General features: G+C 64.2%; 25 protein-coding genes and 1 pseudogene. 22 read left to right on the plus strand and 4 right to left on the minus strand.

Annotated elements, in window-relative coordinates; genetic code table 11:
* Positions 1-27: 27 nt before the first annotated feature.
* Positions 28-297, plus strand: a complete 270-nt coding sequence (gene rpmA / locus NKH49_RS08815; RefSeq protein ID WP_023678077.1) for a 50S ribosomal protein L27 — start codon at positions 28-30, stop codon at positions 295-297.
* Positions 298-417: 120 nt separating this feature from the next.
* On the plus strand, positions 418-1,005 hold the full coding sequence (locus tag NKH49_RS08820; RefSeq protein ID WP_352613307.1) for a GNAT family N-acetyltransferase: 588 nt from the start codon (positions 418-420) through the stop codon (positions 1,003-1,005).
* A 10-nt stretch (positions 1,006-1,015) separates the two neighbouring features.
* Here NKH49_RS08820 and NKH49_RS08825 read toward each other — a convergent pair whose 3' ends face one another.
* A complete protein-coding gene (locus NKH49_RS08825; RefSeq protein ID WP_352613309.1) occupies positions 1,016-1,885 on the minus strand; it encodes an endonuclease/exonuclease/phosphatase family protein in 870 nt (289 codons plus the stop codon).
* Positions 1,886-2,056: 171 nt separating this feature from the next.
* Between NKH49_RS08825 and obgE the strand changes: the two genes are divergently transcribed.
* The 5 genes from obgE to NKH49_RS08850 all read left to right on the plus strand — a co-directional run bounded on the left by obgE (position 2,057) and on the right by NKH49_RS08850 (position 7,660).
* Positions 2,057-3,088: a GTPase ObgE gene (obgE, locus tag NKH49_RS08830; RefSeq protein ID WP_352450880.1), complete on the plus strand. Its 1,032-nt coding sequence runs from the start codon at positions 2,057-2,059 to the stop codon at positions 3,086-3,088.
* A 2-nt stretch (positions 3,089-3,090) separates the two neighbouring features.
* A complete protein-coding gene (gene proB / locus NKH49_RS08835; protein ID WP_352613311.1) occupies positions 3,091-4,245 on the plus strand; it encodes a glutamate 5-kinase in 1,155 nt (384 codons plus the stop codon).
* 13 nt (positions 4,246-4,258) lie between these two features.
* Positions 4,259-5,545 (plus strand): glutamate-5-semialdehyde dehydrogenase, encoded by a 1,287-nt coding sequence (locus NKH49_RS08840; protein ID WP_352504904.1) that lies wholly within the window; start codon positions 4,259-4,261, stop codon positions 5,543-5,545.
* Positions 5,546-5,708: 163 nt separating this feature from the next.
* On the plus strand, positions 5,709-6,296 hold the full coding sequence (locus NKH49_RS08845; protein WP_031212055.1) for a nicotinate-nucleotide adenylyltransferase: 588 nt from the start codon (positions 5,709-5,711) through the stop codon (positions 6,294-6,296).
* Between the two features lie 74 nt (positions 6,297-6,370).
* Positions 6,371-7,660: an MFS transporter gene (locus tag NKH49_RS08850; RefSeq protein WP_352613313.1), complete on the plus strand. Its 1,290-nt coding sequence runs from the start codon at positions 6,371-6,373 to the stop codon at positions 7,658-7,660.
* Positions 7,661-7,689: 29 nt separating this feature from the next.
* Here the strand turns inward: NKH49_RS08850 and NKH49_RS08855 are convergent, their stop codons facing one another.
* Positions 7,690-8,547: a mechanosensitive ion channel family protein gene (locus NKH49_RS08855; protein ID WP_352613315.1), complete on the minus strand. Its 858-nt coding sequence runs from the start codon at positions 8,545-8,547 to the stop codon at positions 7,690-7,692.
* A 239-nt stretch (positions 8,548-8,786) separates the two neighbouring features.
* Between NKH49_RS08855 and rsfS the strand changes: the two genes are divergently transcribed.
* The 8 genes and pseudogenes from rsfS to NKH49_RS08895 form a co-directional block, all read left to right on the plus strand.
* Complete coding sequence (rsfS, locus tag NKH49_RS08860; RefSeq protein ID WP_023678068.1) at positions 8,787-9,164, plus strand: ribosome silencing factor; 378 nt, start codon at positions 8,787-8,789, stop codon at positions 9,162-9,164.
* A 61-nt stretch (positions 9,165-9,225) separates the two neighbouring features.
* A complete protein-coding gene (rlmH, locus tag NKH49_RS08865; protein WP_352613317.1) occupies positions 9,226-9,708 on the plus strand; it encodes a 23S rRNA (pseudouridine(1915)-N(3))-methyltransferase RlmH in 483 nt (160 codons plus the stop codon).
* Between the two features lie 151 nt (positions 9,709-9,859).
* Positions 9,860-11,203 carry a murein hydrolase activator EnvC family protein gene (locus tag NKH49_RS08870; protein WP_352450875.1) on the plus strand — a complete coding sequence of 448 codons (1,344 nt, stop codon included), beginning with the start codon at positions 9,860-9,862 and terminating at the stop codon, positions 11,201-11,203.
* Positions 11,204-12,529: a S41 family peptidase gene (locus NKH49_RS08875; RefSeq protein WP_023678065.1), complete on the plus strand. Its 1,326-nt coding sequence runs from the start codon at positions 11,204-11,206 to the stop codon at positions 12,527-12,529. It abuts the gene before it with no gap.
* A 203-nt stretch (positions 12,530-12,732) separates the two neighbouring features.
* On the plus strand, positions 12,733-13,929 hold the full coding sequence (locus NKH49_RS08880) for a divergent polysaccharide deacetylase family protein (protein WP_352613319.1): 1,197 nt from the start codon (positions 12,733-12,735) through the stop codon (positions 13,927-13,929).
* A 1-nt stretch (position 13,930) separates the two neighbouring features.
* Complete coding sequence (locus NKH49_RS08885; protein ID WP_023678063.1) at positions 13,931-14,452, plus strand: RNA pyrophosphohydrolase; 522 nt, start codon at positions 13,931-13,933, stop codon at positions 14,450-14,452.
* Positions 14,453-14,481: 29 nt separating this feature from the next.
* Positions 14,482-15,633, plus strand: a complete 1,152-nt coding sequence (gene alr / locus NKH49_RS08890; RefSeq protein WP_352613320.1) for an alanine racemase — start codon at positions 14,482-14,484, stop codon at positions 15,631-15,633.
* A gap of 117 nt (positions 15,634-15,750) precedes the next feature.
* Positions 15,751-17,028: pseudogene (locus NKH49_RS08895) on the plus strand (D-amino acid dehydrogenase); the annotation flags it as partial.
* A gap of 37 nt (positions 17,029-17,065) precedes the next feature.
* Here the strand turns inward: NKH49_RS08895 and NKH49_RS08900 are convergent.
* Positions 17,066-17,947 carry a LysR family transcriptional regulator gene (locus NKH49_RS08900; protein WP_352613322.1) on the minus strand — a complete coding sequence of 294 codons (882 nt, stop codon included), beginning with the start codon at positions 17,945-17,947 and terminating at the stop codon, positions 17,066-17,068.
* Positions 17,948-18,167: 220 nt separating this feature from the next.
* Here NKH49_RS08900 and NKH49_RS08905 point away from each other — a divergent pair, with 220 nt between their 5' ends.
* The 3 genes from NKH49_RS08905 to NKH49_RS08915 all read left to right on the plus strand — a co-directional run bounded on the left by NKH49_RS08905 (position 18,168) and on the right by NKH49_RS08915 (position 20,886).
* Positions 18,168-19,664 carry a CoA-acylating methylmalonate-semialdehyde dehydrogenase gene (locus NKH49_RS08905; protein WP_352613323.1) on the plus strand — a complete coding sequence of 499 codons (1,497 nt, stop codon included), beginning with the start codon at positions 18,168-18,170 and terminating at the stop codon, positions 19,662-19,664.
* 307 nt (positions 19,665-19,971) lie between these two features.
* On the plus strand, positions 19,972-20,268 hold the full coding sequence (locus NKH49_RS08910) for a hypothetical protein (protein WP_352471247.1): 297 nt from the start codon (positions 19,972-19,974) through the stop codon (positions 20,266-20,268).
* Between the two features lie 303 nt (positions 20,269-20,571).
* Positions 20,572-20,886, plus strand: a complete 315-nt coding sequence (locus NKH49_RS08915; RefSeq protein ID WP_352471246.1) for a hypothetical protein — start codon at positions 20,572-20,574, stop codon at positions 20,884-20,886.
* A gap of 13 nt (positions 20,887-20,899) precedes the next feature.
* Here the strand turns inward: NKH49_RS08915 and NKH49_RS08920 are convergent, their stop codons facing one another.
* Entirely contained in the window at positions 20,900-21,490 is a 591-nt protein-coding gene (locus tag NKH49_RS08920) for a GntR family transcriptional regulator (RefSeq protein ID WP_502893709.1), read from the minus strand.
* A 166-nt stretch (positions 21,491-21,656) separates the two neighbouring features.
* Between NKH49_RS08920 and NKH49_RS08925 the strand changes: the two genes are divergently transcribed.
* The 4 genes from NKH49_RS08925 to NKH49_RS08940 all read left to right on the plus strand — a co-directional run bounded on the left by NKH49_RS08925 (position 21,657) and on the right by NKH49_RS08940 (position 26,117).
* Positions 21,657-22,550: a dihydrodipicolinate synthase family protein gene (locus NKH49_RS08925; RefSeq protein WP_352613325.1), complete on the plus strand. Its 894-nt coding sequence runs from the start codon at positions 21,657-21,659 to the stop codon at positions 22,548-22,550.
* Between the two features lie 48 nt (positions 22,551-22,598).
* Complete coding sequence (locus NKH49_RS08930; RefSeq protein ID WP_352613327.1) at positions 22,599-23,849, plus strand: NAD(P)/FAD-dependent oxidoreductase; 1,251 nt, start codon at positions 22,599-22,601, stop codon at positions 23,847-23,849.
* Between the two features lie 28 nt (positions 23,850-23,877).
* On the plus strand, positions 23,878-24,879 hold the full coding sequence (locus NKH49_RS08935; protein ID WP_352471242.1) for a 4-hydroxyproline epimerase: 1,002 nt from the start codon (positions 23,878-23,880) through the stop codon (positions 24,877-24,879).
* A gap of 335 nt (positions 24,880-25,214) precedes the next feature.
* Positions 25,215-26,117 (plus strand): branched-chain amino acid ABC transporter permease, encoded by a 903-nt coding sequence (locus tag NKH49_RS08940; protein ID WP_352454929.1) that lies wholly within the window; start codon positions 25,215-25,217, stop codon positions 26,115-26,117.
* Position 26,118 lies beyond the last annotated feature (1 nt).

Consider the following 26,118-nt stretch of genomic DNA (forward strand, 5'->3'; position numbering starts at 1 on the left):
CGCCTCGCGGCGCATCGGAGTAGTTAGATGGCACACAAGAAAGCTGGCGGATCGTCGCGCAATGGTCGCGACTCCCATTCCAAGCGGCTCGGCGTGAAGAAGTTCGGCGGCGAAGCCGTGATTCCGGGCAACATCATCATTCGTCAGCGTGGCACGACGTGGCATCCCGGCACCAATGTCGGCATTGGCACGGACCACACGCTGTTTGCGCTCGAAGCTGGCGCAGTCACCTTCAACAAAAAAGCCAATGGCCGAACCTACGTATCGGTGAACCCGATGACGAAGGCAGCGGAGTAGCCGGTTCCGCACGAGAACACCGGCACCCATCTCGGGAACCGGTGTCTGGCCAAGCCAGGAAATGGATCAGGGGAGATGGGTTTCCATCTCCCCTTTTTCTTGTGCCTGGAGGACGTTGATATGGTTGCCGAAGCGGAAGCGACAGACGACGAAAGTTACGCGATAGATTGCCCGGTCCTGATCACCGAGCGGCTAGTCATGCGGCCCCCGCGTGAGAGCGACATCGAGCAATTGGTGGCGCTCGCCGACAACCGCCATGTCGCGGAAATGCTGGCTCGCATGCCGCATCCCTATGGCGAGGCGGAGGCACGCGCTTTCCTGGCCATGACGGCATCGCGCCGGGCCGGAATCGCCTATGCGTTGACGCTGGCCGGCACCGAGACCTTCGTCGGCTGTGCCGGGCTCAACACCACGGATCGTGGGCTGGAGCTCGGCTACTGGATCGGCGAGCCGTACTGGAAACGCGGCTACGCGACGGAGGCAGCGCACGCACTGGTCGACCTTGCCTTCCAGAGAACCACGATCCAGGTGCTGCACGCCTCGACGCGGGTTATCAATCCGGCCTCGCGCCGGGTCATCCACAAATGCGGCTTCCAGTATGCCGGCCAGGGCATGCTGAACTCGATCGTTGCCGGTCAGGTGCCGGTCGAGCGCTACCGTCTCGATCGCAAGACCTGGACCAGCCTGCGGAACTGGGTGCATTTTTGATGGATGCGGCTCACGTCATCTCGAGCCAGACCGGCAAGTGATCCGAACCGGCCGCTTGCCGGTCGACCCACAGGCGCCTCAGCGATTTGGCAAGCGAGGCGCTGGTGAAGACGTAGTCGATGCGCTTGTAGCGGCTGGTATCGCCCGGCCGCTTGGGGTCGACCCAGGTGACGAGATCGGCGCCGGCGGCGCCGAGGCGCGTGGCAGCATCGATGGCCAGGTCGGCGGTCACCGGCATGCCGAATTCATGGTCAGGCTGGCCGGCGAGTTCGACATGTTCCGGCGATCCAGCCAGCATGTTGAAGTCGCCCATGACGACGAAGGCGTCGGGACAAGGCAGGTCCGGCAAGCCGATCTCGGCGACGCCGGAGAGCCCGCCGCCCTCGAGCGGGTAGTTCAACAGGCGCTGGCGCAGAAAGCGGATCTGGCTCAGCCGTTCAACCGGGCTGCGATGGTCGAGATGGGTGGAATAGAAGCGGATCGGACCAAGCGGCGTTTCGATCAGCGCCTCCAGCGCGCCGCGCTGGAAGTTCATCGCTTCGACACTGCGGCTGCGCGGCAAAAGGAGATTGCGCGACAGATGGATCGGCGTCCTCGACAGCACCATGTTGCCGAGCTGGAAGGTGGTCGTGATGGCGCGGCCGTTCTCCAGGCGCGAGCCGGCGTCGGCTTCGAAATTGCTGCCGTAGACGGCAAAATAGTCGGGCAGCGCCTCGCCGAGGTCGGCCACCATGTCGCGGCCGCCATTCTTCGGGTTGGCGCGGGTGACCTCCTGCAGCGCGATCACGTCGGCGCCGCGCACGGCATCGGCGATACGGCCGACATCGTAGCGGGCGTCGAGACCGACGCCGTAGTGGATATTGTAAGTTACCAGTTTCATTCCGACATCTCACGCTTGGAAAGCCGAAGATCGATTTTCGGCAAGGGTCAACCAAATGCTACGCGTCCAGAGCTACGCGCGACCTTACAGTAGCAAAAACGGCCCTCGCCCTTCGTCCCGCCTTGGTTTAGAGCAATCCCGCAAAGCCAATAACAGAAACCATACAATCCGATGAAATTTCTCGATCAAGCCAAGGTCTACATCCGCTCCGGCGACGGCGGCGCCGGTTCGGTGTCGTTCCGGCGCGAAAAGTTCATCGAGTTCGGCGGCCCCGACGGCGGCGACGGTGGCCGCGGCGGCGATGTCTGGGTCGAGGCGGTCGATGGGCTGAATACGCTGATCGACTATCGCTATCAGCAGCATTTCAAGGCCAAGACCGGCACGCACGGCATGGGCCGCAACATGACTGGCGCCAAGGGTGCCGACGTGACGCTGAAAGTGCCGGCCGGAACGCAGGTCTTTGCCGAGGACAATGAGACGCTGATCTGCGATCTCACGGTCGTCGGCCAGCGCTTTCTTTTGGCCAAGGGCGGCAATGGCGGCTTCGGCAACCAGCACTTCAAGACCTCGACCAACCAGGCGCCGCGCCGCGCAAATCCCGGACTGCCGGGCGAAGAGCTCAACATCTGGCTCAGGCTGAAGCTGATCGCCGATGCCGGCCTCGTCGGGCTGCCCAACGCCGGCAAGTCGACCTTCCTGGCGGCGGTCACCGCGGCCAAGCCGAAGATCGCCGACTATCCCTTCACCACGCTGCATCCCGGCCTTGGCGTGGCCCGCATCGACGGTCGCGAATTCGTCATTGCCGATATCCCGGGCCTGATCGAAGGCGCGCATGAAGGTGTCGGCATCGGCGACCGCTTCCTTGGCCATGTCGAGCGCACGCGTGTCCTTCTGCATCTTGTCTCGGCGCAGGAAGAAAATCCGGCCAATGCCTACAAGACCGTGCGTGCCGAGCTCGAAGCCTACGGCAATGGGCTGACCGACAAGGTCGAAATCGTCGCGCTTTCCCAGGTCGACATACTCGATGCCGACGCACGCAAGAAAAAGACCGCCTCGCTGAAACGTGCCGCCGGCCGCGCGCCGATGCTGCTTTCGGCGGTCACCGGCGAAGGCGTCGAGGCGGTGTTGCGCGCGCTGATCGCTGTGGTGGCCGATGCACGCGAGGCGGTCGCTGCGCCGGTCGAGACGCGCTGGAACACATAGCCATGGCCGCGCAATCGCTGAAAAATTATCGGCGCATTGCCGTCAAGATCGGCTCGGCGCTGCTTGTCGACCGCACGACGGGCCTGAAGCGCGACTGGCTGGCCTCGCTTGCCGACGACATCGCCATGCTGGCCAGTGGCGGCGCCGAAATTCTCGTCGTGTCTTCCGGGGCGATTGCACTTGGCCGCACCATCCTCGGTCTCGGCAAGCGGGCGCTGAAGCTCGAGGAGAGCCAGGCGGCGGCCGCCGTCGGGCAGATCGCATTGGCCGGCGCCTGGTCGGATGCGCTCGGCAAGAATGGCTTGAAATCGGGCCAGATCCTGCTGACGCTCGGCGACACCGAAGAGCGTCGCCGCTATCTCAACGCACGGGCGACGATCTCGACACTGCTCAAAATGAAGGCGGTGCCGGTCATCAACGAGAACGATACGGTGGCCACCTCCGAAATCCGCTATGGCGACAACGACCGCCTGGCGGCGCGCGTCGCCACCATGATGGGCGCCGATCTTTTGGTGCTGCTTTCCGACATTGACGGGCTCTACACGGCACCGCCGGCGCGTGACCCGCAAGCTCGATTCATTCAGGTCGTCGACCGCATCACTCCCGACATCGAAGCGATGGCGGGTGCCGCTGCTTCGGAATTGTCGCGCGGCGGCATGCGCACCAAGCTCGACGCCGGCAAGATCGCGACCGCCGCCGGCACCGCCATGATCATCACATCGGGCACGCGGCTGTCGCCGCTGCTGGCAATCGAGCGCGGCGAGCGTGCCACCTTCTTCCGGCCGAGCGCCAATCCGGTCAAGGGCTACAAGACCTGGATCGCCGGGCAGCTCGAACCTGCAGGACGGCTGACCGTCGATGCCGGCGCCATCGGCGCGCTGCTCTCCGGCAAGTCGCTGCTGCCGGCCGGCGTCAAACTGGTCAGCGGCAATTTTGCGCGTGGCGACACGGTGGCGATCCTGTCGCCGGAGGGCCGCGAGATCGCGCGCGGGCTGGTTGCCTATGATGCCGCCGATGCCGTAAGGATCGCTGGCCTGAAGACGGCCGAGATCGAAACCGTGCTCGGCTACGAGGCGCGTTCGGCGATGATCCACCGCGACGATCTTGTGGTGAGCCATGCCGGTGGCGAGCAAGTAGTCGGTGACCAGGTTACATAGCGGAGGATGAGCCATGCTGACGCTGCATGAAAAATCCCGGGATGATACCGTGGCGCTGATGGCCGATATCGGCCGCCGCGCGCGTGCCGCGGCCCGCCCGCTGGCCATAGCTGCGGCCGAGCGCAAGCACGCGGCGCTGTTCGGCATGGCTCAGGCGATCCTTCGGCATGAGCAGGACATCCTCGACGCCAATGCCATCGACATCAGAAATGGCAGGGAGGCTGGCCTATCGGCAGCGTCGATGGATCGGCTGAAGCTCGATCCCGCCCGCATCCGCGCCATGGCAGACGGTATCAGCGAGATCGCCGGGTTACGCGATCCGGTCGGCGATGTCATTGCCGCATGGGACCGGCCGAACGGGTTGCATATCGAACGGGTGCGCACGCCGCTCGGCGTCGTCGGCGTCATCTATGAGAGCCGGCCTAACGTGACCGCCGATGCCGGCGCGCTCTGCCTCAAGGCGGGCAATCCGGTGATCCTGCGCGGCGGCTCGGATTCGGCGAATTCTTCCGCCGCTATCCATGCCTGCCTGGTCGAGGGGCTGAAGGCAGCCGGGCTGCCGGAGGATGCCATACAATTGGTGCCGACCACCGATCGCGCCGCCGTCGGCGAAATGCTGAAAGGACTTTCCGGCAATCTCGAGGTCATCATTCCGCGCGGCGGCCGCAGCCTGGTCGAGCGTGTGCAGAGCGAGGCGCGGGTGCCGGTCTTCGCGCATCTCGAGGGCATCTGCCATCTCTATATCGACCGATCGGCCGATCTCGACATGGCGGTCAAGATCGCGGTCAATGCCAAGATGCGGCGCACCGGGGTGTGCGGTGCTGCCGAGACGCTGCTGGTCGACCGTGCCGCCGCCGGCACGCATCTGGTGCCGATCCTCGAGGCCTTGCGGGCGGCAGGCTGCGAGATCCATGCCGATGCCGAGGCGCTGAGGCTTTATGCCGATGCCCAGCCCGCGACCGATGCAGACTGGGTGACCGAGTATCTGGACGCGATCATTGCGGTGAAGCTGGTCGACGGCGTCGCCGGCGCCATCGAGCATATCGAGACGTTTTCCTCGCATCACACCGAGGCGATCATCGCCGAGGACGCCACAGCGGTCGACCGGTTCTTCAACGAGGTCGATTCGGCGATCCTTCTGCACAACGCCTCGACCCAGTTTGCCGATGGCGGCGAGTTCGGCATGGGCGCCGAGATCGGCATCGCCACAGGCAAGATGCATGCACGCGGGCCGGTCGGCGTCGAGCAACTGACCTCGTTCAAATACCGCGTACGCGGGTCGGGACAGGTGAGGCCTTGAGCGCCGGTCTTACCCTCCCCCTTGTGGGGAGGGTGGCGAGCATCGCGAGCCGGGTGGGGGTGCGACGCTGAACTCTGCAACACCCCCACCCCGCTCCGCTTCGCGGATCGACCCTCCTCACAAGGAGGAGGGTAAGGAATCCGTATCCTCCCACTATCTGCACATGCCGCATGCCGGGAAAGGCGTGGCGGTCGGGCTGTTCGGCGGTTCGTTCAACCCGCCGCATGCCGGCCATGCGCTGGTCGCCGAGATCGCACTCAGACGGCTTGCGCTCGATCAGCTGTGGTGGATGGTGACGCCCGGCAACCCGCTCAAGAACGCCGGAGACCTGGCGCCGCTGGCTGAGCGGCTGCAGCTATCCGAAAAGATCGCCAAGAACCCGAAGATCAAGGTCACCGCCTTCGAGGCAGCCCACCGCGTCCGCTTCACCGCCGACACGCTGGCGCTGGTCAAGGCGCGTAACCCGGGCGTCGATTTTGTCTGGATCATGGGCGCCGACTCGCTTCGCGACTTCCACCGCTGGCAGCGCTGGCGCCGCATCGTGATGACGTTCCCGATCGCGGTGGTCGACCGGCCAGGCGCGACGCTGTCGTTCCTGTCGTCGGTGGTCGCCAAGACCTTCGACTATGCCCGCGTCGACGAAGGCGACGCACCGCGGCTCGCGCGCATGACGGCGCCGGCCTGGACCTTCATCCACGGCCCGCGTTCGTCGCTGTCGTCGAGCGCGATCCGCAAGGTGGCGAAGGGCTGAACCGGCGCGGAAGGCAAGTCCGGTGATGTCGCTTTTGCCGCTGCCTTGACCTGCTTGATGGGCGATCCTCGGTCATGACGATTCTCGAGCGCGACCAGGACAAGCACGGTCTACGGCAGCCGGCGCCGTCGATCGCCATTGCCAGCATCCTCTTGTCGATGGCGCTGATCGCCGTCGGCAATGGGCTGATGTTCGCCTATATCCCAGTCCGGCTCGGCGCCGAGGGCTTCGATCCGACATGGGCGGGGCTGATCGTCACCGGCCTTTCGGCTGGCGGCCTTGCCGGCTGCATCCTGACCGGGCCGCTGGTGCGGCGTGTCGGCCATGCCCGCGTGTTCATGGTGCTGTCGGCACTGATCGTGCTGTCCAACGCCGCGGTCGGCGCCGGGCCGCACCCATTGCCATGGATCGCTGCACGGGCACTCTACGGCTTTGCCATATGCGGCCTGTTCATCGTCGCGCAGAGCTGGCTGAACGATGTCGTCGCCAACGCCATCCGCGGCCGGGTCATGGCCATCTTCTACGTTGCCTATGTCGCCGGGCTCGGCGTCGGTTATTCGACGCTGGCGTTGATCGATATCCGCGCGGCCGATGCGCCGCTGATCGGCATTGCCTTTACCGCGCTGTCGATCCTTCCCGTCGGGCTGACGCGGCTCGCGCAGCCGCCGGCGCCGCAAGCGGCTTCCGTGGCGCTCGGTCGCGCCTGGCGGATCTCCCCGGTCGGCGTCGCCGGCATGCTTGCCGTCGGCGGCCTGTCGATGACGATCTCGGGTTTTGCGCCGATCCATGCCACGACCAAGGGCTACAGCCAGGCCGACGTCGCCTTGCTGCTTTCGGCAATGCCGGTCGGCACGCTGATCCTGCAGATTCCGCTCGGCTGGATTTCCGACCGCACCGACCGGCGCTTTGTGCTGATCGCGGCGTCGGCGCTTGCCGCCGCGGCGGGCCTGTTTGCCCTCGGTTTCGACGGCGGCGCGCTGGCGGCTCTGCTTGTCATCTATGTGGTCTGGGACGGCGCCTCGGAATCGATCTACTCGCTGGCCAGCGCCCATGCCGGTGACCGCGCCGGCAAGGACGACATGGTGGCGCTGTCGAGCTCGCTTTTGTTTGCCTGGTCGCTTTCCGGCTTCGTCGTACCCGGCATTGTGACCGGACTTTCCGCCGTCTACGGCACGCAGGCCTTCATCTATGTGGCAATCGTCATTGCCGCCGCCTACTGCCTGTTCGTTCTCTGGCGCGTCGTCATGGTGCGGCCGGTGCCCGCCACCGAGACCGGCAGTTTCGCGCCAATGACGGCGCAGGCGCCGTTGCCTGTCGATCTCGCCTTCGCGCCTGAAGATCAGCGCGGGCGCGGAGAGCTTTGAGGGGCATCCTGCCAGCTGGCTGCAACGCTCTATTGCTGCGTGGCTGAGGCCTCCGGCTGCGGCGCTTGCGGCGCCGGCGCCGGAATTGAAAGACCTTCGGCATCGAACGCCTGCTTGACCCCTTTGGTGAGGTCGATCTGGGCGGCGAAGAAATCGGCAGCCGCCGTCCAGTAGCGCAAGTTGATGGCGACGGTGCTGTCGCCGACGGTCGCGACAAAGGCGATCGGCGCAGGCTGCCGCCTGACGCGCCGGTCGGCGGCGGCAACGCCAAGCATGGTCTTCTGCGCAAAATCGATGTCGTTCCAGGAGCCGATGCTGAGCGTGATGTCGCCGCGCCGCACACCGTTGCGGGTGAAGTTGCGGACCGGCTGGTTCCACAGGGTCGAGTTGGGTGCAAGCACGTAGACGCCTTCGACCGTCCTCAGCGTTGTGGCAAACAGCCCGATCTCCTCGACGGTGCCGGATATCGCGCCGACTTCGACATATTCGCCGATGCGGAACGGCCGCAGCGCCAGCAGCATGATGCCGGCGGCAATGTTCTGCAGCGTGCCTTGCAGCGCCAGGCCGATGGCCAGGCCGGCGGCACCGATAGCGGCAATGATCGAAGCCGTCTGCACGCCGAACTGGCCGAGAACCATGATCACGACCAGTCCCAGGATGGCGTAGCGGACGACCTGCGAGAAGAAATGGCGGAGCGTTTCGTCGAAGCCGCTGATATGGCCGAGGCCGGCATAGATCGAACGCTCGGCGAGGCCGGCGACGATGTAGCCGATGACCAGCAGGATGACGGCGCCGACCGCCGAAAGCGAGTAGGAGACGATCAGCGTGCTGAGTTGCGCAAGGCCGGATTGCACGGTGAGGAGGGCGTTCTGGGGATCGATCGGCATGTCGGGATTCCGGTTCGTGGATGAGCCGATAACCGCTGCGGGGCGAGGCGGTTCCGATTTTCTGGCCCGAAAAGCCGGATATTCGGCCGTTACCGGGCGTCTGCTTGTGAGCGGTGTCTTGAAACTGCAACCTAACTCTGCCTATCTAAGCAGTGTCACCTGATTTCAGAGGTGATTTGGTTGTTCTTGCTGCGAAAGGAAATACACTGAGAACAGCACTGCGGAAGAAGGCCGACATCGTGCCTTCGCCGGCCGGGATCAGCGTAAACGACGCCGTGTCCCGCGCCATCAAGACAGTCCTTGCCAGTCTGGAAGACTCCAAGGCCGAAAATATCGTCTCAATCGACATTCAGGGGAAATCGAGCCTCGGCGACTACATGGTCGTCGCATCGGGCCGATCGCACCGTCATGTCTCGGCTGTTGCCGATCATCTCCTCAAGGCGCTCAAGGATGCCGGGCTCGGCACGGCGCGCGTCGAGGGGCTGGCTGGCGCCGACTGGGTCCTGATCGATTCGGGCGACATCATCGTCCATGTCTTCCGTCCCGAGGTCCGCGACTTCTACAATCTCGAAAAGATGTGGCAGGCGCCCGATCTCGAGGAGGAGACCCTCCACTGAGCCGTATTCGTCTTGATGCATGTCGTTGTCCGACATGCATCAGCGGCTCTTCGAGGCAGGGATGAAGATTACGGTTCATGCCGTGGGCCGAATGAAAGCCGGCCCCGAGAAGCAGTTGGCCGACCGCTATTTCGAGCGTTTTGCCAGGAGCGGTCCTGCCGTAGGCCTCGAATTCGCCGGGATCGTCGAGATTGCGGAAGGTCGCGCGCAGACGGCCAATGAGCGCCGGCGCGAGGAAGGCCAGAAGCTGCAGACGCACTTGCAACCGGGCACGGCGCTGATGCTGCTGGATGAGCGCGGCAAGAACCTTTCCTCCGAGGATTTCGCCGGCCGCATAGGTTCGCTGCGCGATGGCGGGCGCAAGGCGGTGGTGATCGCCATTGGCGGCGCCGACGGCCATGACCAGTCGCTGCGCGACCTGGCTGATCTGACGGTGTCGCTCGGCGCGCTGACCTGGCCGCATCAGCTGGTCCGCGTGATGCTGGGCGAGCAGCTTTACCGGGCGGCCACGATCCTTTCCGGTCACCCCTACCATCGTTCATGAACTCGGCTCCATCGGCGAATTGATGCCAGCCGCCCGGATTTTTGCCCCAATGCTCATCGACAGTTTGGGCTCATGGGGTTTGCGGATGGCGGCCGGGGCTCGAACATGGTTGATGGTTCGTTAACGAAGCCGCGCATAGAGTTGGGCTTCAATGTCTGAAGACTGGAAATCACGAACGGGCTCCTGGCGCGTGCGCTACGGCATCGCCGTGGCGACGATCGCGCTTTCGCTCGGCGTCGCGCGGGCCGAGAACACGCTCGACCTGGCGCCCGACCCGGACCAGAGCCGCGCCGAATACGAAAAAGTATCGAAAGAGATCACGCTGTCGTCCGAGCGGCTGGCCAAGCTCGCCGCCGACATAGCGGCTGTCAAGAAGGACCACGCCTCGATCACCGCGGCGCTGATCCAGTCGGCGATGACCGAGCAGAAGCTCGGCCAGGACATCGAGGACATTGGCGGCAAGCTGGAAGGGCTGAAGGCGCAGGAGCAGAAGATCCGCGCCTCACTGGCCGCCAGACGCGACGTTCTGGCCGAAGTGCTCGGCGCGCTGCAGCGCATGGGGCTCAATCCGCCGCCGGCGATCCTGGTCAAGCCGGAGGACGCATTGTCGTCGGTGCGCAGCGCCATCCTGCTCGGTGCCGTGGTGCCGGAACTGCGCCAGCAGACCGACATGTTGCTGGCCGACCTCAAGGAGCAGTCGCGGGTGACGGCCTCGATCGAGGCCGAGCGGGCGCGGCTGACGGCAGCTGTCGGCGAGCAGGCGGCGGAAAAAAAGCGGCTCGGCATGCTGCTCGAAGCCAAGCAGAAGCTCGCCGCCGATACGCAAACCGCGCTGGCCGCCGAAAAGCAGCGGTCCGCGACGTTGGCGGCCAAGGCCGGCAGCCTGAAAGAACTGATCGCCTCGCTCGAGGCCGACAGAGCCCGCAAGGCGGCGGATGCGGCCAAGGCAGCCGAGCAAAAGACGGCCGACGCCGACAAGGGCCCGGCATCGGCTGCGGCGCCGACGGAATTGGCCTCGCTGCCGGTGCCGGAGAGCAACAGGCTCACCGCTGCCGCGCCGTTTTCCGCGCTTCAAGGGCAGATCGCGCTACCGGTCACCGGCAGGATCAAGCGGCGCTTCGGGGCCAACGACGGTAACGGCGCGGTGATGCTCGGTGACATGGTTGCGACACAATCGGGAGCCATCGTCACAGCGCCGGCGGATGGAAATGTGCTTTATGCGGGGCCTTTCCGCTCTTACGGTCAACTCTTGATCCTGAATGCGGGTGACGGCTATCATGTCGTCCTGGCGGGGATGAGCAGAATCAGCGTCGCGTCTGGCCAGTCGGTGCTCGCAGGTGAGCCGGTCGGCGCGATGGGAGAGGCCCGGGTGGCGAGCACCTCGGCATCGAAGAATGGAAATGCCACGCCGGAGCTCTATGTCGAGTTCCGCAAGGATGGAAAACCCGTCGATCCGGCCCCATGGTGGGCGGACCGTTTTTCTGGAAGGACGTGAATGATGCGGAAACTGTCGCTTCTGTTTGCCGGTGCGCTGATGGGTGCATCGGCGATGAGCCTGGTCTATGGCGCGCCCGGCTCGACAGCGAAGGCTGCGGGCTCCGAGACCTATAAGCAACTGGCGATCTTCGGCGATATCTTCGAACGGGTACGGGCGAATTATGTGACGCCGCCCGACGACAAGTCGCTGGTTGAAAATGCCATCAACGGCATGCTGTCGTCGCTCGACCCGCACTCCTCCTACATGAATGCCGAAGAAGCGCAGGACATGCGCGTGCAGACCAAGGGCGAATTCGGCGGCCTCGGCATCGAGGTCACCATGGAGAACGACCTGGTCAAGGTGATCACGCCGATCGACGATACGCCGGCCGCCAAGGCAGGCGTGCTCGCCGGCGACTATATCGCCAAGATCGACGGCGAGGAGGTCCGCGGCCTGACGCTCAACGACGCCGTCGAGAAGATGCGCGGGCTGGTCAATACGCCGATCAAGCTCACCATCCTGCGCCAGGGCGCAGACAAGCCGATCGAACTGACCGTCGTGCGCGACATCATCAAGGTCAAGGCGGTCAAGTTCCGGGTCGAAAACGACATCGGCTACATGAAGATCACCTCCTTTACCGAAAAAACCTATGACGACCTCGAGAATGCCATCGACACCATCAAGAAGCAGGTGCCGAACGACAAGCTCAAGGGCTACGTGCTCGACCTGCGCCTCAATCCGGGCGGTTTGCTCGACCAGGCGGTGAGCGTGTCGGATGCCTTCCTCGACCGCGGCGAGATCGTCTCGACGCGCGGCCGCGACCCGAAGGACGTCACCCGCTTCGACGCGCGGGCCGGCGACGACATCGGCGGCAAGCCGCTGATCGTGCTCGTCAATGGCGGCTCGGCCAGTGCCTCGGAAATCGTCGCCGGCGCGCTGCAGGATCTGCGCCGCGCCACGGTGGTCGGCACGCAGTCCTTCGGCAAGGGTTCGGTGCAGACCATCATTCCGCTTGGCGAGAACGGGGCGCTGCGGCTGACGACGGCGCTCTATTACACGCCGTCCGGCAAGTCGATCCAGGGCAAGGGCATCACGCCCGACATCAAGGTCGACCAGCCACTGCCGGCGGAACTGCAGGGCAGGGACCTGACGCGCGGCGAATCGGACCTCAAGGGCCATATCAAGGGCGCCGACGAAAGCACGACCGGTTCGGGTTCGGCAGCCTATGTGCCGCCGGAACCGAAGGACGATTTGCAGCTCATCTATGCCGAGCAGCTGCTGCGCGGCCAGAAGACCGATCCGGCGTTCCCGCCGAATCCGCAAAAGGCCGTGTTGAACCAGTAAGGGCAGGCAAGCCGGGCCAAACAGGTCTGGCTGCCTGAGCGAAGCGATGCGATGCTGCCGGGGCCGCGAGGCTCCGGCAGTTTGATTCGGGGGCCGCGGCCGGCATGCTGCGCGTCCAGTGAAGCAAGGGGACGCGCCGACATTTTGGATTTTGCGCCTCCGGAGAAGGTTTCACTTCGGGGATGCACGCCGGGGGTGCGGGCTTGGCTGATATCGGCAAGGACATAGAACGACCTCTCGGACAGGCGATCCGGCTGCCGCGCTCAGGCAGCGGGATCAGCGCCGGTGCGGTCGCGGCCGCGCTTGTCGTGCTGTCCGTGGTCGGCGTCTCCAGCGCCATCGCCTTGCGAGACAAGCCGTTCCGGAAGCTGCAAGAAGTAGCCGTTTCGACGCCGACGACGCCGGCGGCGGATACCGCCGCCGCGCCCGCCAAGGCGACGCCCGAAATGGCTGCGCCAGGCAACGCAAGCGGGGCCAACATAAGCGGCCCGAAGACGGGCGGTCCGCAGATCATCCATGTCCAGACCGAGGGGGGCGACGCTCCACCCGAGGCGGCCATAGTCATTCGCGACCCTTCGACGATCGGCCAGAACCTCAGGATCGCGCATATTCCCGACAAGGCGCTGGTCGAGGCCAGCGAAACCGGTCCGTTGCCGATCCGCGCCGCCGACGGCAGGCGCCCGTTCGATGTCTATGCGCGGCCGTGGTCCGGGGCTCGCGGTGCACGCGTGGCGCTCGTCATCGGCGGGCTTGCCGTGTCGCAGACCGGCACGCAGGCAGCCATCGCCAAGCTGCCGGCGGAAGTGACGCTGGCCTTCGCGCCGCAAGGCAACAGCATCGGCCGCTGGATGCAGGTGGCGCGGCAGAGCGGCCATGAGGTCATCATGCAGGTACCGCTTGAGCCGTTCGACTATCCGAACGTCAATCCCGGCCGTAACACGCTGACCGTGGCTGCAACGCCGGACGAGAATTTGAAGAATTTACGCTGGGCGCTGTCGCGAACGACCAACTACACCGGCGTCATGAACTATATGGGCGCCCGCTTTTCGGCCGACGCGACGGCGATGGGGCCGTTGATGGCCGAGCTTGGCAAGCGTGGTCTGGCCTATGTCGACGACGGTTCGTCGGCGCGCAGCCTGGCACCCGAACTGGCGCTGAAGGACGGCGTGCCGTTCGTCGGCGGCGATACGGCGATCGATGCGGTGCAGGACCGCGGTGCCATATTGAAGAAACTGGATGGGCTGGAAGCGACGGCACGCGCGAAAGGGTTTGCCGTCGGCATAGGCTCGGCTTTCGACCTGACGGTGGATACCGTGTCTTCCTGGGTGACCGAGGCCAAGAAGCGTGGCATCGAGATCGTGCCGGTTTCGGCGGTGGCCATAGATCCGGAAAAAGGCTGAGATGGCAAAGAACAAGCTCGTTGAGCCCGAGACGCTGCCCTACCGGCCCTGCGTAGGGGTGATGGTCCTCAATGAGGCCGGCCTGGTCTGGGTCGGCCGTCGCATTGCCGAGCCGGACAGCGAATTCGCTGGAACGACGCAGCTCTGGCAGATGCCGCAGGGTGGCATCGATGATGGCGAGGAGCCGCTGCCCGCGGCGGCGCGTGAACTTTACGAAGAGACCGGCATGCGCTCGGTGTCGCTGCTGGCCGAGGCGCCGCACTGGATCAAATACGACCTGCCGGCGCATCTGGTCGGCGTCGCCTTCAAGGGACGATATCGCGGCCAGACGCAGAAATGGTTTGCCTTCCGTTTCCACGGCGACGAAACCGAGATCGCGATCAATCCGCCGCCGGGTGGCCACAAGGCCGAGTTCGACCGGTGGGCGTGGCGGCCGATGCTGGAATTGCCGGGCCTGATCGTGCCGTTCAAGCGCAAGGTCTACGAAGACGTGGTAGCGGCGTTCCGGCACCTGGTGGCGTAGCCGCCGGCCTTCGGTTAAAACAGGTCGGCATGAACGACATCTCCAGCAAATCTCTTCCGCCGACCGTCACCCTGGGCGAACCGATCAGCGAAGCCGCGGCAGGGGCGATCCTGACCATCGATCTCGGCGCCGTCCGTGAGAACTACCGGCGGCTGAAGGCGCGGCTGGGCGGCGTTGGCTGTGCTGGAGTGGTCAAGGCCGACGGCTATGGGATTGGCGCGGCGCCGGTGGCGGCGGCGCTGATGGGTGAGGGCTGTAACACTTTCTTTGTTGCGCATTTGGCCGGCGGCATCTTGCTGCGCAAGGCGCTCGGCTCAGTCCCGGCCATTTATGTGCTGAACGGCATTCCGCCGGGTGCGGAAAGGGAAGCGGTTGCGGCAGGGCTTTGCCCAGTACTCAACAGCGCCAGCCAACTCGCGGCATGGCGCGAGATGGCCGGGCGGGTGGGCCGTAAGTTGCCGGCCGCCCTCCAGGTCGACAGCGGCATGTCGCGGCTCGGCATGACGCCATCCGAGGTGAAGGCAGTCGCGCAGGATCCGCAGGCTTTCGACGGTGTCGAACTGACGTTCGTGATGAGCCATCTCGCCTGCGCCGATGAACCCGAGCAGCCGGCCAACGAGCGGCAGCGGCTCGAATTCGAACGGCTGCGCCGGATGCTGCCGGAAGCGCCGGCTTCCTTTGCCAATTCATCAGGCATTTTTCTCGGGCAGCGCTATCACTACGACCTGGTTCGTCCGGGTGCCGCTCTCTATGGCGTCAATCCGACGCCGGCGAAGGACAATCCGATGCTGCCGGTGGTGCGATTGCAAGCCAAGGTCATCCAGACGCGGATATTGGGGGCCAGCGCCGGTGTCGGCTACGGCCACACTTTCCACACCAAGGCCCCGCTTGCCGCGGCGACGATTTCGCTCGGCTATGGCGATGGCTGGCATCGACGCGCCGCTTCCTCCGCCTGGCTCGAAAATGTGCGGCTGCCCTTCGTCGGCCGGGTTTCGATGGATTCGATCATCCTCGACATTTCCGCATTGCCGCCCGGCAGGCTGAAGGCCGGCGACCTCGTCGAACTCATCGGACCGTCGTCGCAGACGGTGGACCAGGTAGCCGGCCAGGCCGGCACCATCGGCTATGAGGTCTTGACCAGCCTCGGCCACCGTTTCCACCGGCGCTATGTGAATGGCTAGGACGCAAGGTTGTTGTCCTCACGCATGTCTTTTCCCTAAGCATCGGCACTTGGCTGACGCCACAGAATCCGGCAGACATGAGGCGGCGATGATCCCGGTCTCGAATCCCGACGAGATGCCGCCGCGGAGAACCAAACGATGAAGATCTTCGTGCTGGGCGGCGGCGTGATCGGGGTCACCACCGCCTATTTTCTTGCCGAGGCCGGTCATCAGGTGACGGTGATCGATCGCCAGAAAGGCCCGGCGCTGGAAACCAGCTTTGCCAATGCCGGCGAGATCTCGCCCGGCTATGCCTCGCCCTGGGCCGGGCCCGGCGTTCCGCTGAAGGCCATCAAATGGCTTTTGATGAAGCACGGTCCACTGGTGGTGCGACCGGCCCTCGATCCGCATATGTGGATATGGCTGGTCAAGATGCTGCGCAATTGCACGGCTGAACGCTACGCGCTGAACAAGGCGCGCATGGTGCCGCTGGCCGAGTACAGCCGCGACACGCTGAAGGCGCTGCGCGAGGCGACCGGCATCGCCTATGACGAGCGCGCCAAGGGCACGCTGCAGCTCTTCCGAACGCAAAAGCAGCTCGACGGCTTCGGCGGCGATGTCGAGGTGCTGAAGGCCTATGGCGTCCCCTACGAGGTCCTCGACCCCGACGGCTGCATTGCGGCCGAGCCTGGGCTGGCCGGCGTGCGCGAGAAATTCGTCGGTGGCCTGCGGTTGCCCGGCGACGAAACCGGCGACTGCAAGATGTTCACCGACAGGCTTGCCGAGCTTTGCGCGGCACGCGGCGTCACCTTCGAATACGACACGGAGATACGGCGCGTCGTCAAGAAGCGCGATCGCATCACCAACATCAGCACCAGCAAGGGCTGGATGGTCGCCGATGCCTATGTGATGGCGATGGGCAGCTATTCGGCACGGTTCATGCGCATGCTGAAGCGGCCCATCCCGGTCTACCCGGTCAAGGGCTATTCGATCACCCTGCCGATCAAGGACGCCGCCGCTGCACCGGTCTCGACCGTGATGGACGAGAGCTACAAAGTAGCGATCACCCGGCTCGGCGACCGTATCCGGGTCGGCGGCACGGCGGAGATTTCCGGCTTCGACCTGCGGCTGCATGAATCGCGGCGCCGCACGCTCGAACATTCGGTCGGCGACCTGTTTCCGGGCAGCGGCGATATGCGATCGGCGACCTTCTGGTGCGGGCTGCGGCCGATGACACCGGACGGGCCGCCGCTGATCGGCCGCACCGATTTCTCCAATCTCTATCTCAACACTGGCCATGGCACACTCGGCTGGACCATGGCCTGCGGCTCGGCCAAAGTTCTGGCCGACATCATCTCCAGCCGGGTGCCCGACATCGACGTCGGCGATCTCGGGCCCGGACGATACGCCAAGTAAGACGCCCACCAGCTAAGACAGCCAGCGGCCGGCAGGGTCACGCGAACAAACCCCTGTCTCGTTCGACGGCCTTGGTAATGAAGCTCGCGACGACCTGGACGCGGCGCAGCGGCCTGACCGATTCATGATAGACCAGCCAGTAGGCGCGGCGGATGGGTGCGACGATATCGAGAGGCACCAGCTCCGGCATCGAGCGGGCAACGAAGGTGTGCAGGATGCCGATGCCGGCGCCGGAACGCACCGCTTCGGCCTGGCCGAGCGCCGAGGAAATGGCGAAGCTGGTCCGCCAGTCGGGGCTGAATTCGGCCGCGTAGTCGAGCGAGGGACTGACGATCAGGTCCGGCACGTAGCCGATCAGCGTATGCTGGCCTAGCTCGGCGGCGGTTCCGGGCAGGCCATGGGTGTCGGCGTAGGCACGCGACGCGAACAGGCCGAGCGTGTAGTCGACCAGCTTTCCCGCCACCAGGCGGCCTTCCGTCGGTCGTTCGACGGTGATGGCAATGTCGGCCTCGCGCCGGGACAAAGAGAAGGAGCGTGGCACCGGCACCAGCTGGATGGTGAGCTCACGGTGCAGAGCGGTCAGCGCGCCGAGGCGCCTGGCCAGGAAGGCGACGCCAAAGCCGTCCGGCGCGCCGATGCGCACGGTGCCCGAGATGTCGTCGCCTTCGCCTGAAACGGTCGAGCGCGCGGCGATCATGTCGCCCTCCATGCGTTCGGCAATCTCGAGGAAACGCTCGCCCGCCGGCGTCAGCTCGCTGCCGGTGGTAAGCCGGCGAAACAGTTTTGTCCTGAGCGCTGCCTCGAGGGCGGCAATGCGGCGCGAGACGGTCGCGTGATTAAGCTCCAGCCGCCTGGCGGCGCCGAGGATCTGGCCGGCCCGCGCTACGGCAAGGAAGATACGGGCATCATCCCAGTTCATGAGGGTGGTCCGGATAATGACGATTACGGCAGCGCTCGACGGCGAAGAAACTCAATTTCTCAATCCCATGGCGTACACCGCACATCTCTATCATTTGCGCTATTTGATGTACAGACACCCACCGCTATCTATTTTGTGCACAACGGTTGCGTTTTCGCTCGCGTTGCCATCGCTTCCGCAAAGGCGGACAATGCCTCATCACGAACCAGGGAGAGAGACCATGATCGAATACGGTCATTTCATCGGCGGCAAGCGCGTCGCCGGAACCAGCGGCCGCAAGCAGGACGTCATGCAGCCGATGGACGGCACGGTGCGCGGCACGGTGGCGCTGGCTTCGCAGGCGGAATTGCGCGCGGCGGTCGAAAACGCCAAGGCCGCACAGCCCGGCTGGGCGGCGACCAATCCGCAGCGGCGCGTACGCGTCCTGATGCGGTTCCTCGAGCTGGTCGCCAAGGAGTATGACGCGCTGGCCGAGATATTGGCGCGCGAACACGGCAAGACCATCGCCGACGCCAAGGGTGACATCCAGCGCGGCCTCGAAGTGGTCGAGGTCTGCATCGGTGCGCCGCATATGATGAAGGGCGAGTTCACCGATGGCGCCGGCCCCGGCATCGACGTCTATTCGATGCGCCAGCCGCTCGGCGTCGTCGCCGGCATCACGCCGTTCAATTTTCCGGCGATGATCCCGCTGTGGAAGATCGCGCCGGCTATCGCCTGCGGCAATGCCTTCATTCTCAAGCCGTCCGAACGCGACCCGGGCGTGCCGATGCGCATTGCCGAACTGTTTATCGAGGCCGGTCTGCCGGCGGGCATCCTCAATGTCGTCAATGGCGACAAGGAAGTGGTCGACGCCATCCTCGACGATGCTGACATCAAGGCCATCGGTTTCGTCGGCTCGACACCGATCGCCCAGTACATCTATTCGCGCGGCTGCGCTGCCGGCAAGCGCGTGCAGTGCTTCGGCGGTGCCAAGAATCACATGATCATCATGCCGGATGCCGACATGGACCAAACCGTCGACGCGCTGATCGGCGCCGGCTACGGCTCGGCCGGCGAGCGCTGCATGGCGATCTCGGTGGCCGTCCCGGTCGGCAACGACACCGCCAACCGGCTGATGGAAAGACTGGTGCCGCGCGTCGAGAGCCTGAAGGTCGGTCCGTCGACGGATTCTTCCGCCGATTTCGGCCCGCTGGTCACGGCGCAGGCGCTGGAGCGGGTCAAGTCCTATGTCGACACCGGTGTCAAGGAAGGCGCCAAGCTGGTCGTCGACGGCCGCGGCTTCTCCATGCAGGGCTACGAGAACGGCTACTATATGGGCGGCTGCCTGTTCGACAATGTGACCGCCGACATGCGCATCTACAAGGAAGAGATCTTCGGGCCGGTGCTCTCGGTCGTTCGCGCACCGACCTACGAGAACGCCATCAAGCTCGCCAACGAGCACGAGATGGGCAATGGCGTCGCCATCTTCACCCGCGACGGCGACGCGGCGCGCGACTTCGCCTCGCGGGTTCAGGTCGGCATGGTCGGGATCAACGTGCCGATCCCGGTGCCGATCGCCTACTACACCTTTGGCGGCTGGAAGGCGTCCTCCTTCGGCGACCTCAACCAGCACGGGCCGGACGCGTTCCGCTTCTACACCAAGACCAAGACGGTAACGTCGCGCTGGCCGTCCGGCGTGAAGGACGGTGCCGAGTTCGTCATCCCGACGATGAACTGACCGAACGGTTTCCTGTCAGCGCGTCCTCGCCTTCGGCTTGGGGCGCGCGGGCCGGCGTGAAGGATGGCGCCGAATTCGTCACCCCGACGATGAACTGATCCAAATCGCAGAAAGCAAGAAAAGGCCCGGGCACCAAGCTCGGGCCTTTTTGTCGCGGTCTTCATCGGCATGAACACTAATGTGATGGAACCAAGAAGGCAGCAATCTTCTTAGGTTGCAGTCCTGCCGCGAAGGAGATGCTGGCAGATCAACCAACGGCGCTGGTGACGGCTCCGGGGGATATCGTCCGGCGCAAAGGAGGTGTCAGATGGCACGTCTCATGGCGACTATAGCTTGCGCTGCGATGGCCCTTTCCGCCGTCCCGGCAATGGCTGCGGAGCAATGTGCGGCACGCGCCGATATGGTCAAGGCGCTCGGCGAGAAGTTTCATGAAAACCCGAGCGCGGTCGGCGTCGTCAATCCGAATGTGGTGCTTGAAGTCTTCGTTTCCGACAAGGGCACATGGACCATCCTCGCCAGCGACACAAAAGGTCAAAGCTGCGTGATTTCAGTCGGCGAAGGCTGGGAGAGCGCGATGACGAAAGCGGCGCTGCCAGGCACCTGAACGATTTATCACGGGTCTGCGCGCCTCGGCATGGCCGCGCGGCCTGTGGCTCATTCTTTCGGCGACAGCCGTAAAACGGATCTGCAGGCGCCCGCTTGGGCGCCTGCTTGCGCTTTTCCATTATCGATACCATATATCGAGAACATAATGGGAACATCTTAAATCGTTCCCACCAATGGCAGACCGGAACACAGAAAGGAACGACGCGATGATGATGACGTCGGAACCGGCCTGGATCGCTCCGGCAAAATGAGGCCGTCAAACCCCTCCTTTGCCGGAACGTGATGGCAAAGGAGGTGCCCTATGGCACGCAAATCGCTGTTGAGATGGGTGAAAACCCTGGTTCTTGCTGGCGCATTGGCGGTGGGTACGAACACCGCAGGCGCGCAATATCAACACTGCGTTGAACATGGCGAGCTCGTCGCCCATTTGAGCGAGAAGTTCCAGGAAAGGCAGTTTGCTTTGGGGCTGATCGGTCATGAGGCGGTCATGGAAGTCTTTGTCGCCGAGACCGGAACCTGGACCATCGTCGTCACCGATATCGCCGGCAGAAGCTGCATCGTCGCGGCCGGCGACAATTGGGAAAACGTGATGGCCCTGCCCGGCCAGGGCGCATGACGAAATGGCAGGCTCAGCGTGTGGCAGCTGCCTCGGCATGGCCGCGCAAAAGCGCCATCAGGCGCTTGGCGTCCTTGGCCGCGGCATCTTCGTCGCCGGCGAGGATCGAACGGATCAGTGCGACATGATGCTCGGCGGATTCGGCCAAGCCGGTATCGGCCTTGTAGCGGAACCAGAAGCGACGGCTATGGGTTTGCAAGGGTGCCGCCAGGCGCGCGGCGAACGGGTTGTCGGCAGCCAGGGCCAGCGCCTCGTCGAGCGCCTTGTCGGCCTGGATAAAGTAGAACACATTTTCCGAAATCACCGCCTTTTGCATGGCAAGGGCAGCGTCATGGAACAGGTCGGCGGCCTCGCGGGTGACGAAGCGGGCGGCCGAGCGGGCAAGCACCACCTCGACGCCACGGCGGGCGTCGAGGACACGCAGCCAGTCGCCGGGGTGAAGCGGCGCGATGGCGATGCCGGCGCGCGGCCGGACCTCGAGCAGGCCCTCCCAGGCCAGCCGCTGGATTGCTTCGCGAACCGGGGTGCGGCCGAGGCCGAGCCTGTCAATCAGCGCCCCCTCGGTGATGAAGCTCGCCGGCGCCAGTTCGAGAGTTACGATCATGTGCTCGAGCCTGCGGTAGGCCTTCGCAGTTGCCGGCTCGGAGCCCGGGCTGTCATATACCAATGCGGCATCTCCTGATATATTGTTGATATATCATATCAGATTCAACGTTGACAGCCGGCTTCTTAAGAAATATACGACTGATATATCAGATGGAGCGATCGACATGTGGGCCGGAGTCTTCCCCGCCGTTACGACCAAATTCACCGAGGACGACGGCCTCGACCATGCCGAGATGGAGCGCTGCTTTGCGCTGCAGATGGAGGCCGGCTGTGACGGCATCATCGTCTGCGGGTCGCTCGGCGAAGGCCCGATGCTGTCGCACGACGAGAAGATCGCGGTGCTGAAGACCGCGCAGAAGATCGCCGGCAAGAAACCGGTGCTGTTGACGGTCAACGAGGCCGGTACACGCGAGGCGGCGGCGATCGCGCGCCGCGCCGCCAAGGAAGGCGCCAACGGTTTGATGGTGGTGCCGAGCCCGATCTACCATACCAATGCCGAGGAGACGGTCGCGGCACTCAGCGCCGTCGCCGCGGCCGGCGACCTGCCGGTGATGATCTACTCCAACCGGCTTGCCTACCGCGTCGACGTTACCGTCGACCAGATGGAGGAGTTGGCGAAGGACCAACGCTTCGTCGCCATAAAAGAGTCCTCCGACGACATCCGCCGCTCGACCGAGATCATCAACCGCCTCGGCGACCGCTACGACCTGTTCACCGGCGTAGACAATCTCGCCTTCGAGGCGCTGTCGGTCGGCGCCATCGGCTGGGTGGCGGGCCTGGTCACCGCGTTCCCGCGCGAGACCGTCGCCATCTGCCAGCTGATGCGACAGGGCCGCCGCGAGGAGGCGTTGAAGATCTACCGCTGGTTCCGGCCGCTGCTCGACCTCGACGTTTCGACCTATCTGGTGCAGAACATCAAGCTTGCCGAAGTGCTGGCGATCAACACCAACGACCGCGTGCGCATGCCGCGCCAGCCATTGTCGGGCGAGCGGCGCAAGGCAGTCGAAAAGATCGTCAGGGATGCGCTGGCGGTGCGGCCAGAGCTGCCGACATTCTGATCCAGTCGCTTTGAAGGCATTTGCAGATGTGCAGCGCGGCGCACGGCAATGAATGATAATGCTACGCTCGATGTCGCCATCATTGGTGGCGGCATCATCGGCATCTGCGCCGCCGCCTTTCTGGCAGAGGCGGGGCGAAACGTGACGATCTTCGATCGGACGGGGATCTGTGAGGAAACCAGCTCCGGCAATGCCGCTGCCTTTGCCTTCTCCGATGTGCTGCCGCTCGCCCACAAGGGCATGATCAAGCAGTTGCCGAAATGGCTCGCCGACCCGCTCGGCCCGCTCAGCATCCCACCCGCGTATCTGCCGAAGCTGCTGCCCTGGCTGGTCCGCTTCTGGCGCGCCGGTCGAAGCGACCGCTATGAACCCGGCCTTGCCGCGCAGGCCGGGATGATGAAGCTCGCCGAGGCGGAATGGATGGGCTTGCTCGACCGTTCCGGCACACGGCCGATGCTGCATGAGGACGGCTCGCTCGAACTCTACGACAGCGAGGCCGAGTTCAAGGCTTCACTGCCCGGCTGGGCGGCAAGGCAGCGCTTCGGCATCGGCTTCAGCCATGTCGAGGGGAGCGCTCTCACAGCCCTGCAGCCCGGTCTGTCGCCGCGCTTCGTCAAGGGAACGTTCGTGCCGGGGTGGAAAACCGTTGCCGATCCCAAGCTGCTTGGAAAGGCCTTGTGGGCCTATGCCGAGAGGTTGGGCGCCGTGTTCGAAAGGGCCCGGATCGAGCGTGTCGAGGCGGGACAGGACGGCGCGATCCTGACCACGGCCGACGGCACGCGGCGACGGGCGAAGCACGTCGTCATCGCTGCCGGGGCCTGGTCGCATCTGCTGGCGAGACATCTCGGCGACGGAATCCCGCTGGAGACCGAGCGTGGCTACAACACGACGTTGCCGAAGACTGCCTTCGACGTAAAGCGGCAATTGATCTTCTCCGGGCATGGCTTCGTCATCACGCCGCTCGAGACGGGCCTGCGCGTCGGCGGCGCGGTCGAACTCGGCGGCCTTGAGAGGCCGCCCAATTATGCGCGCTCGAAAGCGCTGCTCGAAAAGGCGCAGAAATTCCTGCCGGGACTGGATCCGGCCAATGGACGCGAATGGATGGGGTTCCGGCCGTCGCTGCCGGATTCGCTGCCGGTGATCGGGCGGTCGCAACAAACGCCGTCGGTGGTGTATGGTTTCGGCCACGGTCACCTCGGCCTGACCCAGGCCGCGGTGACCGGGCGCTTGATCCGCGAGCTCGTTCTCGGGCAGAATCCATCGCTCGATCTCGGCCCGTTCAGCCCGCAACGGTTTTGAGTTCGAAGACAGTCAGTTGGGAGCCGGCATGGCCAAGAATTCCTTCTTCTGCATAGACGGCCACACCTGCGGCAATCCGGTGCGGCTGGTCGCCGGCGGCGGGCCTTTGCTCAAGGGCTCGACGATGATGGAGCGGCGAGCGCATTTCCTGGCCGAATATGACTGGATCCGCACCGGGCTGATGTTCGAGCCGCGCGGCCATGACGTGATGTCCGGCTCGATCCTCTATCCGCCGACGCGTGAAGATTGCGACATCGCCATCCTGTTCATCGAAACCTCGGGCTGCTTGCCGATGTGCGGCCACGGCACCATCGGGACGGTAACTTTTGCCGTCGAGCATGGGCTGATCAAGCCGAAGACACCGGGCGTGCTCAGGCTGGATACGCCGGCGGGCGTGGTCGTAGCCGAGTACAGCCAAGTCGGCGACTATGTCGAGGAGGTGCGCATCACCAATGTGCCTTCCTTCCTCTATGCCGAGGCACTGACGGTCGAATGCCCCGGGCTCGGCGAGATCAGCGTCGATGTCGCCTATGGCGGCAATTTCTACGCCATCGTCGAACCGCAAAAGACCTATCGCGACATGGCCGACCATTCGGCCGGCGAACTGATCGCCTGGAGCCCGGTGGTGCGGCAGCGGCTCAACGAAAAATATACCTTCGTGCATCCGGAGAATCCCGGCATCAATACGCTGTCGCACATATTGTGGACCGGCGCGCCGACCAACCCGCAAGCCGATGCCCGCAACGCCGTCTTCTACGGCGACAAGGCAATCGACCGTTCGCCCTGTGGCACCGGCACCTCGGCGCGCATGGCGCAGCTTCACGCCAAGGGCAAGCTTGGGGTCGGCGACGACTTCGTCCACGAATCGATCATCGGGTCGCTGTTCAAGGGCAGGGTCGAGAAAGAGGTCACCGTCGCCGGCAAGCCGGCAATCATTCCGTCGATCGGCGGGTGGGCGCGGATGACCGGATTGAACACGATCTTCATCGACGACCGCGACCCGTTCGCGCACGGCTTCGTCGTCAAATAGAGAAAACGCTGACGCAAGCGAAAGAAAGAGAGCGCAAACGGATTGCCTTCGACGGCGCAACGATCCCGCTCATCAACTTATTTTGACGGCGATTTCTTCGAAATGGGTCGCATGCTGCGATTGAATCGTCAAAGACATTGCGTTAGGCCAATGGTAGGGTCCGCGATGGTCCAGGGGGCGGACGGGAACAAAATGGGCAATCGGACGACGTGCGGCGAAAACACGCGTAATGATCGAAAAATCACGTTGCAATCCGGGCTCGAAACTTTACGACTAGGGAAAATACGAAAAGGAATGCGTCTGCATGGGCGACATTCCAGGGGAGCCACGACAGCATGCAGTATTTTGTCCAGCAGCTTATCAACGGGCTGACGCTGGGATCGATCTATGGGCTGATAGCGATCGGCTATACGATGGTCTACGGCATCATCGGCATGATAAATTTCGCCCATGGCGACATTTTCATGATCGGCGCTTTCACCGCGCTCATCGTTTTCCTTATCCTCGGTGCATTGTTCTATTCGCTGCCGATCGTCGTTGCGCTGCTGATCATGATGATCGTCGCGATGCTGCTGACCAGCCTGTATAACTGGACGATCGAGAAGGTGGCCTACCGGCCTTTGCGCGGTTCATTCCGGCTGGCGCCGCTGATCACCGCGATTGGCATGTCGATTGCGCTGTCCAATTTCGTCCAGGTGACGCAAGGGCCGCGCAACAAGCCGGTCCCGCCAATGGTGTCCAAGGTCTACAACATCGAAGGCATCAGCGTCTCGCTGAAGCAGATCATCATCGTCCTGGTCACCATAGTCCTGCTGGCGCTGTTCTGGTACCTGGTCAACAAGACCTCGCTCGGCCGGGCACAGCGCGCCTGCGAGCAGGATCGCAAGATGGCCGCACTGCTCGGCGTCGACGTCGATCGCACCATCTCGATCACCTTCATCATGGGCGCCGCCCTTGCCGCCGTCGCCGGCACGTTGTTCCTGATGTATTACGGCGTTGTGGTGTTTTCCGACGGCTTTACGCCCGGTGTGAAGGCGTTTACTGCCGCGGTGCTCGGCGGCATCGGCTCACTGCCCGGCGCCGTGCTCGGCGGGCTGATGATTGGCTTCATCGAAAGCATGTGGTCGGCTTATTTCTCGATCGACTACAAGGACGTCGCCGCCTTCTCCATCCTGGCGATCGTGCTGATCTTCCTGCCTTCCGGCATTCTCGGCCGGCCAGAAGTCGAAAAGGTCTGAG

Origin of the sequence: Mesorhizobium sp. M1088, from assembly GCF_040318575.1 — a bacterium.
Lineage (GTDB): Bacteria > Pseudomonadota > Alphaproteobacteria > Rhizobiales > Rhizobiaceae > Mesorhizobium.

Excerpts from the sequence above, each read along its gene's own strand:
- NKH49_RS08940 (WP_352454929.1), top strand. The coding sequence starts at position 25,215 with ATGCAGTATTTTGTCCAGCAGCTTATCAACGGGCTGACGCTGGGATCG.
- NKH49_RS08855 (WP_352613315.1), bottom strand. The coding sequence starts at position 8,547 with ATGCCGATCGATCCCCAGAACGCCCTCCTCACCGTGCAATCCGGCCTT.
- NKH49_RS08905 (WP_352613323.1), top strand. The coding sequence starts at position 18,168 with ATGATCGAATACGGTCATTTCATCGGCGGCAAGCGCGTCGCCGGAACC.
- NKH49_RS08910 (WP_352471247.1), top strand. The coding sequence starts at position 19,972 with ATGGCACGTCTCATGGCGACTATAGCTTGCGCTGCGATGGCCCTTTCC.
- proB (WP_352613311.1), top strand. The coding sequence starts at position 3,091 with ATGGCCGCGCAATCGCTGAAAAATTATCGGCGCATTGCCGTCAAGATC.
- NKH49_RS08820 (WP_352613307.1), top strand. The coding sequence starts at position 418 with ATGGTTGCCGAAGCGGAAGCGACAGACGACGAAAGTTACGCGATAGAT.
- NKH49_RS08915 (WP_352471246.1), top strand. The coding sequence starts at position 20,572 with ATGGCACGCAAATCGCTGTTGAGATGGGTGAAAACCCTGGTTCTTGCT.
- NKH49_RS08850 (WP_352613313.1), top strand. The coding sequence starts at position 6,371 with ATGACGATTCTCGAGCGCGACCAGGACAAGCACGGTCTACGGCAGCCG.
- NKH49_RS08875 (WP_023678065.1), top strand. The coding sequence starts at position 11,204 with ATGATGCGGAAACTGTCGCTTCTGTTTGCCGGTGCGCTGATGGGTGCA.
- NKH49_RS08825 (WP_352613309.1), bottom strand. The coding sequence starts at position 1,885 with ATGAAACTGGTAACTTACAATATCCACTACGGCGTCGGTCTCGACGCC.
- NKH49_RS08840 (WP_352504904.1), top strand. The coding sequence starts at position 4,259 with ATGCTGACGCTGCATGAAAAATCCCGGGATGATACCGTGGCGCTGATG.
- NKH49_RS08845 (WP_031212055.1), top strand. The coding sequence starts at position 5,709 with ATGCCGCATGCCGGGAAAGGCGTGGCGGTCGGGCTGTTCGGCGGTTCG.
- obgE (WP_352450880.1), top strand. The coding sequence starts at position 2,057 with ATGAAATTTCTCGATCAAGCCAAGGTCTACATCCGCTCCGGCGACGGC.
- NKH49_RS08870 (WP_352450875.1), top strand. The coding sequence starts at position 9,860 with ATGTCTGAAGACTGGAAATCACGAACGGGCTCCTGGCGCGTGCGCTAC.
- NKH49_RS08900 (WP_352613322.1), bottom strand. The coding sequence starts at position 17,947 with ATGAACTGGGATGATGCCCGTATCTTCCTTGCCGTAGCGCGGGCCGGC.
- alr (WP_352613320.1), top strand. The coding sequence starts at position 14,482 with ATGAACGACATCTCCAGCAAATCTCTTCCGCCGACCGTCACCCTGGGC.
- NKH49_RS08935 (WP_352471242.1), top strand. The coding sequence starts at position 23,878 with ATGGCCAAGAATTCCTTCTTCTGCATAGACGGCCACACCTGCGGCAAT.
- NKH49_RS08930 (WP_352613327.1), top strand. The coding sequence starts at position 22,599 with ATGAATGATAATGCTACGCTCGATGTCGCCATCATTGGTGGCGGCATC.
- NKH49_RS08885 (WP_023678063.1), top strand. The coding sequence starts at position 13,931 with ATGGCAAAGAACAAGCTCGTTGAGCCCGAGACGCTGCCCTACCGGCCC.
- rpmA (WP_023678077.1), top strand. The coding sequence starts at position 28 with ATGGCACACAAGAAAGCTGGCGGATCGTCGCGCAATGGTCGCGACTCC.
- NKH49_RS08925 (WP_352613325.1), top strand. The coding sequence starts at position 21,657 with ATGTGGGCCGGAGTCTTCCCCGCCGTTACGACCAAATTCACCGAGGAC.
- NKH49_RS08920 (WP_502893709.1), bottom strand. The coding sequence starts at position 21,490 with ATGATCGTAACTCTCGAACTGGCGCCGGCGAGCTTCATCACCGAGGGG.
- rlmH (WP_352613317.1), top strand. The coding sequence starts at position 9,226 with ATGAAGATTACGGTTCATGCCGTGGGCCGAATGAAAGCCGGCCCCGAG.